We start from the raw sequence: 9167 nt of genomic DNA, 5'->3' as shown, positions 1-9167 counted from the left end.
TTCGTCACATCATCCAGTGTCGTCATCACGGCACCCTTCTCGCCGGGCATTCACCCAGCGTGTCGGGCCGAAACACCGTTTAAGAAACACTCCCGGAGCGGGCCCGTTCGGTACGTTCGGGTGTCATGACGGTTGGGCGGGCACCGTGTCGGCTTTGGCGCCGGACGGCTTCGAGGCCGGCGTGAGCGCATTCGACGATCATGTGGTGCCCACCTTTGGGCGAGAGCGGCCATGATGCGGGAGAAGAATTCACGACCCCGCCGGTGGTTGTGCCGAATCCTTCTGCGAAAGAACGGAATACGGAGCAGTGTTCGCAAAGAATGTGGACGTGCCGATGAGGCGACAAACGGATCGTCCGAGCCTGTCGAGTTCAGACCACGAGGACGACACCGCCATTCCCGCGTAGGTAGCTCAGGCGTTCGGCGAGCTGGGGTCGCTGCGTTTTCGAGCCGGATTCGCAGTCGGTGAAGATACAGATCGCTCCGGCTTGGCGGAGTGCGTACTGCTGCAGTTCGGGGTTTGTTCTAAGACACCGGTGTATCCGATGGTGCTCACAGTCTCAGTCCTTCTCCTCTGCTGCCATGTGTGGGACGGTGCGGCTATTCATGAGCTGGTGACCGATCTCAGGACTCCAAGAAGGTGCGCAACTTGGCCGAGTTCGGGTTTTGCTGTGATGCTTCGGGTTTGATCGAACTCGACCACGTGTAGGTCTGTTGAGGCATGGTGTCGTAGTGCTCGGAGAAGGCCATGGCGGCACCGCGGGGTGCCGCAGCGATCACTGCGGCACGTCGATGACTGGTTTGATCGCGAGCCGTAGGACGCCGCGAGGATAGTTCCGCCATCTAAATAGGCGAAGTTGCAGCAACCTGGACGGCGTCGACACTGAGATCACCTAGCGACCATCCGACGTCGCGGGCTGCCGGTCGGAGTCTGTTGATCGCCAGGTAATTGGGTATCCACACCGAAACGAACTATTCGAGAGGTTTTGCGGTGAAGGATGTCAGGCGAGGAATGACGGATTCCGAGCTGGTCGAGGAAGCTGCCCGGCTCGCTGAGCAGAAGGATCGGACTCGATGCGACGAAATCCGGTTGGCACTCGTTCAGGACGAGCTCGAGTCCCGGCGCCACGCATTCCGACGAGCACGGAACGGCGAGGAGACATCAACGATGAACTTTCTGCTGATCTGGTCGCGTGTGTCTTCCGGGCTCATGCCGGAGGATGTGCGTGTCTGCGGTCCGAGACAACGCTCCGTGCCGGCCCGGTGGGCACTGCCGATGAATCCCCGTCGTTGATGTTGGATTTGGAGCTGTTCGTCGGCCCGCCCTTCGCTGCCGCATTCCGTGCGGCAGTCCACTGGCTCGTCTTCGTCGGCGTTCTCTGACCACGTGCGGCAGGTGACGGTTTGGGGAAGACGGCTGATTCGCGCGATCAGCGTCTCGATCACATCGGGAATCCGAGCGAAGTCGTCGGGCGTTGAGGACGGTGCCGTTGAGGGCGATACTCTCCGGCGTCTACTGCAGGGACGTGCGAGCGCCTCGGCGGCTGTGCTCGAGTTCTTTGGTGAGGGTGCGCGCGTCATAGCTTCCGATTATTCGGCAGCCTTCGACGAAAAAGGTCGGTGTTTCTCGGGCACCACTGGACTGGGCGCTGGAAATGTCACGTTGTACGCGCTCGGCGACCGCGTCGCTGTCGAGGTCCGCGACGAACTGGTCGACGTCGAGTCCTATCTCGGCTGCATAGCCGATGAGATCGGTTCGCGCGAGCGCGTTCTGGCGGGTGAACACGAAGTCCAGCCATTCCCAGAACATGTGCTGCCGTGCGGCGGCCTCTGCTGCATGTGCGGCAACCAGTGCGTGCGGATGGATGTCCACCAGCGGTAGGTGACGGACCACGTAGCGCAGATCGTCGCCGAAGTGGACGTGCAGGTCGTCCCATCCTCCGGTGGCATGTGCGCAGAATCCACATTCGAAGTCGACGAACTCTACAAGGGTCAGCTGGGCGTCTTCGGGTCCACGAATGTGGTCGATCTCGGGATCTACGGGAGGTTCCAGCACGATGGGGAGATCGGCTTCGGCCTCACCCAGCTTGGTCGCTGCCACGCGGAAGATCACCGCACCCAGTACTGCAGCCAGCACCATGGCGACGAGCACGCCGACGGTCGCCTGCCCGGCCAGTTCGGGAGATGTGCCGAAAGCCAAACCTATGATCAGCAGCGATACGGTGAATCCCATCCCCGATAGCGCAGATCCGCCCATCACACTGCCCATGCCGACCCCCTGCGGTAATCGGCCCGCTCCGAGTCGGACAGCGATGTATGTGGCTGCTCCGATGCCGAGGAGCTTGCCGAGAACCAGGCCAAGCACAACTCCCCAGGTCACACGGGCACTGAACGCTTCGACGAGCAGTCCGCCACGCAGGTCGACGCCGGCGTTGGCGAGAGCGAAGATCGGTACCACGATCAGCGCGGTGGGTACCCGGAGGTATTCGTGTATCCGCTCGTTGACGGCTGTGCCTTTGGCCAGTCCACGTGACACTGCACGACCTGATGCGGCGCTCGGAGACTGCCAGAAGTCACGAAACAGTTCTGGAGCCGCCTCCACCTTGTGCCGCTGTGTCGGGTACGCGGGAATCAGAAGGCCGGCGACCATTCCGGCAAGCGAGGGATGAACACCCGACTCGATCGTGCTGAACCACAGCACGATCACCACGAGAATGTATGGCGCGGCTCGCCACTGTCGCGCCCGCCCGAGTAGCCACAATGCTGTCAGGCATGCCAGGGAAACGAGCAGTGGAATCAGGCGAATGTTTTCGCTGTATACGAATCCGATGATGGACACCGCGAGGAAGTCGTCGACCACCGTGACGGTAAGGAGAAACACTCGCAGTTGGCCTGATCGTGCGGGCCCGAGGAGCGCCAAGGCCCCGAGCATGAAGGCGGTATCGGTGCCGACGACCACCCCCCAACCCTGCAGGCTGTCTCCGCTGCCGACGATCACGGCGTAGATGACGGCGGGTAGACACACCCCCGCGACTCCGGCGATCACGGCGATACGAGTGCGGGTTCGATCACGTAATGACCCGTGGGCGAACTCTTGGCGTACCTCGAGCCCGATCAGAAAGAAGAAGACGACCGTCAACCCGTCGTTGATCCAATGGTGAAGGCTCATGTGCAACGCCACCGGGCCGAGTTCGAATCCGGCGCCTTGATGCCAGAGGTCGAAGTACGCGTCCGAAGCCGGCGAATTTGCCCACAGCAGGGCGGTCACGGTTACCACCAGCAGCAGCACCGCGGAGCCGGACTCACGCCGGAGAGAGGCCGGAGAGAGTTGGAGAGCTGATTACGCAGGCCTTGGGGTTTCGGTGCCTGTCGTGCCATCGCTAGTTGATCCTTATCGCCGTTCAGTCCAGGCGGTGGTGCGCGGTCAGGTCAGTGTTGTGTGGTGCCGGCGCCTGTGTTTTCCAGCGCCGCTCGTAGATAGGGGGCAGTCGCACTGTCGGCAGTGGCAGCTACCTGCTCGGGGGAACCGGTGGCGACGATACGTCCGCCGTCGGCGCCCGCTCCCGGTCCGAGGTCGATGACGTGGTCGGCCTGGGCGACGACGCGCATGTCGAGTTCGACCATGACGACGGTGTTGTCGGCGTCGACGAGCCCCTGCGCGTGAGCGAGCAGTCTGTCGCTGTCGGACGGGTGGAGCCCAGCAGTGGGCTCGTCGAGGATGTAGAGCGTGTCGCCGCGTTGAGCACGCTGGAGTTCGGATGCCAGCTTGACACGCTGAGCTTCGCCGCCGGACAGCTCGGTGGCGGGTTGTCCGAGTCGCAGGTAACCCAACCCGACCTCGCGTAGGACGGTGAGCGAGCGAAGAACGTCGTTCTCACTGGTGAAGAAGGCGTGGGCTTCGTCGATGCTCATCGCGAGAACGTCGGCGATGTTGCGGTCCCGCCAGGTGATTTCGAGTGTGCTCTGCGTGTAACGAGTGCCGTTGCAGTCCGGGCACGGACTGTAGACGCTGGGCAGGAAAAGCAGCTCGACCATCACGAAGCCTTCACCTTCGCAGGTCGGACAGCGGCCACCGGCGACATTGAAGGAGAACCGCCCCGGTTTGTAGTTCCGTTTCTTGGCCGCAGGTGTTGCGGCGAACAGCTTGCGGATGTGGTCGAACATGCCGGTGTAGGTTGCAACATTGGATCGGGGTGTGCGCCCGATAGGGCGCTGATCGATGGCGACCACCCGACGGAGCCCTCCCAAGGTGCCCTCGATGCGGCCGCGGACCGCGCCCTGATCTCCGGTGAGCAGCAGATCGGTGTCGTCGCGCGGTTCGACGTTGGCATCGGGCGCGGCGGGCCGGCCCAGTTCAGCGTTGATCAACGCTGGTAGAGCCTGGCTGACGAGGCTCGATTTCCCCGAACCGGAGACTCCGGTGACCGCGGTCAAGACCCCGAGAGGGAAAGACACGGTGAGGTCGCGGAGACTGTTGCGCTCGACGCCTTCGACGCGAAGCCACCCGCGGGGGGTACGCCGCTGGCGGCGCACCTGCTCCGACGTGTCGAAGAGATAGCGTGCGGTGACCGAGTCCGGTACGTCGGCCAGCCCGGCGGGTGTTCCACTGTAGAGCACGCGTCCACCGTTCTCGCCGGCACCGGGACCGATATCGACCAGCCAGTCCGCTTCTCGGATGACGGGTAGGGAGTGCTCGACGACGAGGACGCTGTTTCCTCGCTCACGAAGTCCGTGCAGAATTCTCAGCAGCGCCGTCAAGTCGCCGGGGTGCAGTCCCGCCGAAGGTTCGTCGAGGATGTAGGCGACGCCGAACAGCTTCGAGGACAGCTGCGTCGCCAGGCGCAGTCGTTGCAGCTCTCCGCCGGAGAGTGTGGGCGTCGTCCGGTCCAGTGACAGATATCCCAGCCCGAGGTCGATGATGGGTTGGATTCTTTCGAGGAGGTCGTCGAGCAGGCGCCGCGCCGCCACCTGTTTTTCCGCTGACACGTTCGGGGTGCGTCGCACGTCGGGAGCGGCGGTGTGCGCCGATCCTCCCGATGCGACACGTCGTCGCGTGGCCTCGGCTCGTCGGGTTTCGTCGAGAGCTTCTCCTGCCGCCTCGGGTAGCCAGTCGCTGGACACAACAGTGCGCGCGATCTCTGCCAGTCGTGCCAGGGGCAAGGACGCGAACTCGGCGATATCCAGGCCCTCGAAGGTGACCGAGAGCGCCTCCGCCTTGACCCGCTTGCCCTGGCACATCGGGCATACCTCGCTGGTGACGAACTCAGAGACCCGCTTCTTGACGATCGAGCTCTTGGTGTTCGCGAAGGTATCGAGCACGAACCGCCGGGCGCCGACGAAATTGCCCTCGTAACTGGGTTCGGTTCCGGCTTTGATCGCTCGCCGAGTCTGTGCCGGGGTAAATCCCGAGTACACAGGAACGGTGGGGCGGTCCTCGGTGAACAGGATCCAGTCGCGATGTTTCTTCGGCAGCTTCTTCCACGGAGAGTCGACGTCGTATCCCAGTGACACCAGGATGTCGCGAAGGTTGCCACCCGGCCAGCCCGGCGGCCACGAAGCGATCGCGCGCTCCCGGATGCTGAGTGTGGGATCGGGGACCATCTTGTCGACATCGACCTCGTAGACGCGCCCGATGCCATGGCAGGTCGGACATGCGCCCTGCACGGTGTTCGGCGAGAAGTCCTCCGCGTAGAGCATCGGTTGGTCATCTGGGTAAGACCCGGCACGGGAATAGAGCATCCGCACGAGACTGCCCAATGTCGTCACGCTGGCGACATTCGATCGAGCATTACCGATGCCTCGGTGCTGCTGCAGTGCAACCGCCGGTGGCAGTCCCTCGACGACGTCGACATCGGGTACACCGACCTGGTCGATCAGCCGACGGGCATACGGTGCCACCGACTCCAGATAGCGCCGCTGCGATTCCGCGAACAGTGTCCCGAACGCCAGCGAGGATTTCCCCGAGCCGGACACACCGGTGAACACCACCAGACGGTCTCGAGGAACATCGAGATCGACGTCGGCAAGATTGTTCTGCCGAGCTCCCCGCACCACGACACCCTGCCTCCAGCGATCATCGGCCTCGGCGAGATGTTCGGAACGGTTTGTCATGCCGGTGACCATAACGAAGGAAGGGAGCCTTGCGGCAGACCCCACAGCACTCCTGGCACACATCGTCACTCAGTTGACACGCAAGGTCACTGACACGTATCGCCACGTGCGCATACGTTCGAAAGGTCCCCCGGTGGCCACGCCACCACAACCGGGTCCCGAATCGCAGCGTGCAGGGATCCCCCAGGTTAGGAGCGACAGCATGGCAGACAGCAACCGCGCAGTGGTGTTCGAGAGCCCCGGCACCATGAAGGTCGAGAAACTCGACTTCCCCAAGCTGGAGATGCCGAACGGACGAAAAGCGCCCCACGGCGTCATCCTGAAAATCGTCGCTACCAACATTTGCGGCAGCGACCTGCACATTTACCGAGGGTCCTTCCCCGTCCCCCAGGGTATGGTCATGGGCCACGAGATGACCGGAGAGATCATCGAGGTCGGCTCCGACGTGGAGTTCCTCAAAGAAGGCGATCTCGTCTCGGTCCCCTTCAACGTCGCCTGTGGACGATGCCGCAACTGTAAAGCTCGCCGCACAGATGTCTGTGAAACCGTCAATCCTGCAGTCTCCTGCGGCGCATACGGTTTCAATCTCGGCGACTGGGTGGGCGGACAAGCCGAATACCTGTTCGTCCCGTACGCGGACTTCCAACTCCTCCGTTTCCCGGACAAGGACCAGGCCATGGACAAGATCCTCGATCTTGCCCTGCTCTCGGACATCCTTCCCACCGCCTTTCACGGACTCATCGAGGCAGGGGCCAAACCAGGTTCAACGGTGTACATCGCCGGCGCCGGGCCGGTCGGACGCTGCGGCGCAGCAGCAGCACGCCTTCTCGGCGCATCCTGCATCATCGTCGGCGACTACTATCAGGACCGACTCGACCTGGTCAAGAACAACGGCTGCGAGACCATCGACCTGAGCCAGGACATCCCCTTGCCCGACCAGATCGAGGCCATCCTCGGTGAGCGCGAAGTCGATTGTGGCGTCGACTATGTCGGCTCCGAAGCACACGGCATCGGCTCGGAGTCCAATCAGCCTCAGCCGGCAGGTGCCATCAACGACGTCCTCGAAGCCACCCGTGCCGGCGGCGCCACCGGCGTCATCGGCGTCTACGGCCCCGACCCTCTGGCACCGACAAAGGCCGAACAGGAAGGCATCTTCCCGCTCGAATTCGGCAAGGCCTGGATCAAGTCACCGCGCCTGTCCGCGGGGCAGGCACCGATCATGCATTACAACCGCGAGTTGATGATGTCGATCCTGTGGGACCGCATGCCGTATCTGAGCGCAATGCTCAACACCAAGGTCATCGGCCTCGACGAAGCACCCGCCGCCTACGAGACCTTCGATCAGGGGTCATCGAGCAAGTTCATCATCGACCCACACGGAATGATTCCAGCCTGAGCACGATCCAGCACGGAAAGCTCATGGTCTCAGCACAATACAGCACGGAATGCTCACGGCCTGAGCGTTTTGCAGCACGCGTAGATTTCCGGCCCTGTGATCGCCCCCCGACTGGCGGACACAGGGCCGGCTCGCTCTCTCCCCGACCCGCAGGACTTTCCCGCGCGGCTCAGTAAACTCAGTGGTATCCGAAAGGCAGGTGATCCGGCCATGGCTGATGCAGACGAGCCCTCATTGCCACACTTCGAAACGTTGTCGACCTCGCGGGCGCCGGACGACGGTGTCATCGACTACTGGCGAGAGGCCCGGCGCCATGCCTACGTCGACGTCAGCACCGACCCCGCCGACCCCGACTTCTACGGCGATGTCCGTCTCGGCCGATACACGAACTTCACTCTGTCCACGAAACGAGCCACCGCCGAGCAGACACACCGCAATCGCAGCCGAATCGCCCAAGGGCGGGAACAGGACGAGTATCTGTTCGCCACATTCCAGACGCGCGGAAGTTGCGTCATCGAACAGGCCGGACACACTGCAGTAGTCCCGCCAGGATCCATGGTCATCTACGACAGTTCCCTGCCCTTCGCTTTCCGAGCCGATGCACCCTACGAACAGGTCATCGTCAAGGTGCCCGCCGATCGAGCCTTCGCGCTCGCCGGCATCGACCGGACCACGGACATCCTGGCCACGACCATGAGCTGTGCAGGAGCGATGTCCGCCGTCGCAGCCTTTTTCACCCAACTGGCCCAACACCAAGACAGCGATCCCCACGGCGCCGCACAGCTCGAGACTCACGCCTCTTCACTGGCCACATCACTACTGAGTCTCGTCACACCGGTTCGCTCTGCCGCCGAAATACCCGCCTTCCTACGACGAGATCAGGTTCTGGCCTACATCCATGCCCACCTTGCAGACCCCGACCTCGACGCCGAACGCATCGCCACCGCGATGCGACTCTCCCGCCGCAGCCTCTACCGCCTGTTCCAGGGAACCGACCACACAGTCATGGGATATCTCCGCGCAGCGCGCATCCAGTCCGCCCAGCACCTACTACGAAAATACCCTTCCCGGCCCGTCTCCCTCATCGCTCGACAAACAGGATTCTCCGACCCCCGCACCTTCTACCGAGCGTTCCGCGACACCACCGGCATGACACCCAACGAACACCGAGAACGCCTCGATTGACAACGCACTGCACATATCCGCTCTACAGCTCAACGAGGCCGCCGGACGGGTCAACAACGACCGGCTCGGGCGAATCATGGCCCGCATACGACAGGTGGCCAGAAACCTGACCCCAATTGCGAGTCTGAAAACGAAACGCTTCGAACCTCATCATCTGAACACGGGCCGTCCCGACCTGCACTTCATGTCCGGAGTACGGGAAATTCGACAAACCGACGATGTGCACACACAGTGGATCCTCGAAATAGCCGGACAAACACGAGAATTCGACGCCACCATCACCGAACAGCACCCGGACGAACGCATCGCGTGGAAATCGGACGCAGGGTCTATCTCTTTAACGGTGTTTCGGCGGATTTCCATCAGTAAGTTTCCGATCCCGGCCAACGATCGGCGAACGTGATCGCAAACGCGTTCAGAGCGGGCTTCCACCTCGTTATCCATCGTGCCTGGCCCTTGCCTGTCGGGTCGAGCGA

General features: G+C 62.6%; 5 protein-coding genes and 1 pseudogene. 3 read left to right on the top strand and 3 right to left on the bottom strand.

Going from position 1 to position 9167, the window contains the following annotated elements; translation table 11 throughout:
- Nucleotides 1–1512: 1512 nt before the first annotated feature.
- From ACIQXU_RS20685 to ACIQXU_RS20675, 3 genes and pseudogenes are all read right to left on the bottom strand, one after another.
- Nucleotides 1513–2139, bottom strand: a complete 627-nt coding sequence (locus tag ACIQXU_RS20685; protein ID WP_263284177.1) for a DsbA family protein — start codon at nucleotides 2137–2139, stop codon at nucleotides 1513–1515.
- Nucleotides 2119–3300, bottom strand: a pseudogene (gene nhaA / locus ACIQXU_RS20680) (Na+/H+ antiporter NhaA); the annotation flags it as partial. The pseudogene nhaA and the gene ACIQXU_RS20685, both read right to left, overlap by 21 nt.
- Before the next feature lie 128 nt (nucleotides 3301–3428).
- Nucleotides 3429–6110: an excinuclease ABC subunit UvrA gene (locus ACIQXU_RS20675; RefSeq protein ID WP_051649789.1), complete on the bottom strand. Its 2682-nt coding sequence runs from the start codon at nucleotides 6108–6110 to the stop codon at nucleotides 3429–3431.
- A gap of 202 nt (nucleotides 6111–6312) precedes the next feature.
- Between ACIQXU_RS20675 and ACIQXU_RS20670 the strand changes: the two genes are divergently transcribed.
- The 3 genes from ACIQXU_RS20670 (at nucleotide 6313) to ACIQXU_RS20660 (ending at nucleotide 9094) form a co-directional block, all read left to right on the top strand.
- The gene (locus tag ACIQXU_RS20670; RefSeq protein WP_003943355.1) at nucleotides 6313–7506 is read left to right on the top strand and encodes an alcohol dehydrogenase catalytic domain-containing protein; all 1194 of its coding nucleotides are present in this window, start codon (nucleotides 6313–6315) and stop codon (nucleotides 7504–7506) included.
- Between the two features lie 210 nt (nucleotides 7507–7716).
- Complete coding sequence (locus ACIQXU_RS20665; RefSeq protein ID WP_003943380.1) at nucleotides 7717–8691, top strand: helix-turn-helix domain-containing protein; 975 nt, start codon at nucleotides 7717–7719, stop codon at nucleotides 8689–8691.
- Between the two features lie 76 nt (nucleotides 8692–8767).
- Nucleotides 8768–9094, top strand: a complete 327-nt coding sequence (locus tag ACIQXU_RS20660; RefSeq protein WP_402992107.1) for an SRPBCC family protein — start codon at nucleotides 8768–8770, stop codon at nucleotides 9092–9094.
- The last annotated feature ends 73 nt before the right edge of the window (nucleotides 9095–9167 follow it).

The organism is Peribacillus sp. NPDC097284, assembly GCF_044761765.1.
In the GTDB taxonomy this organism is placed as follows: Bacteria; Bacillota; Bacilli; order Bacillales; family DSM-1321; genus Peribacillus.
This window is presented reverse-complemented; position numbering and strand designations above follow the sequence as displayed.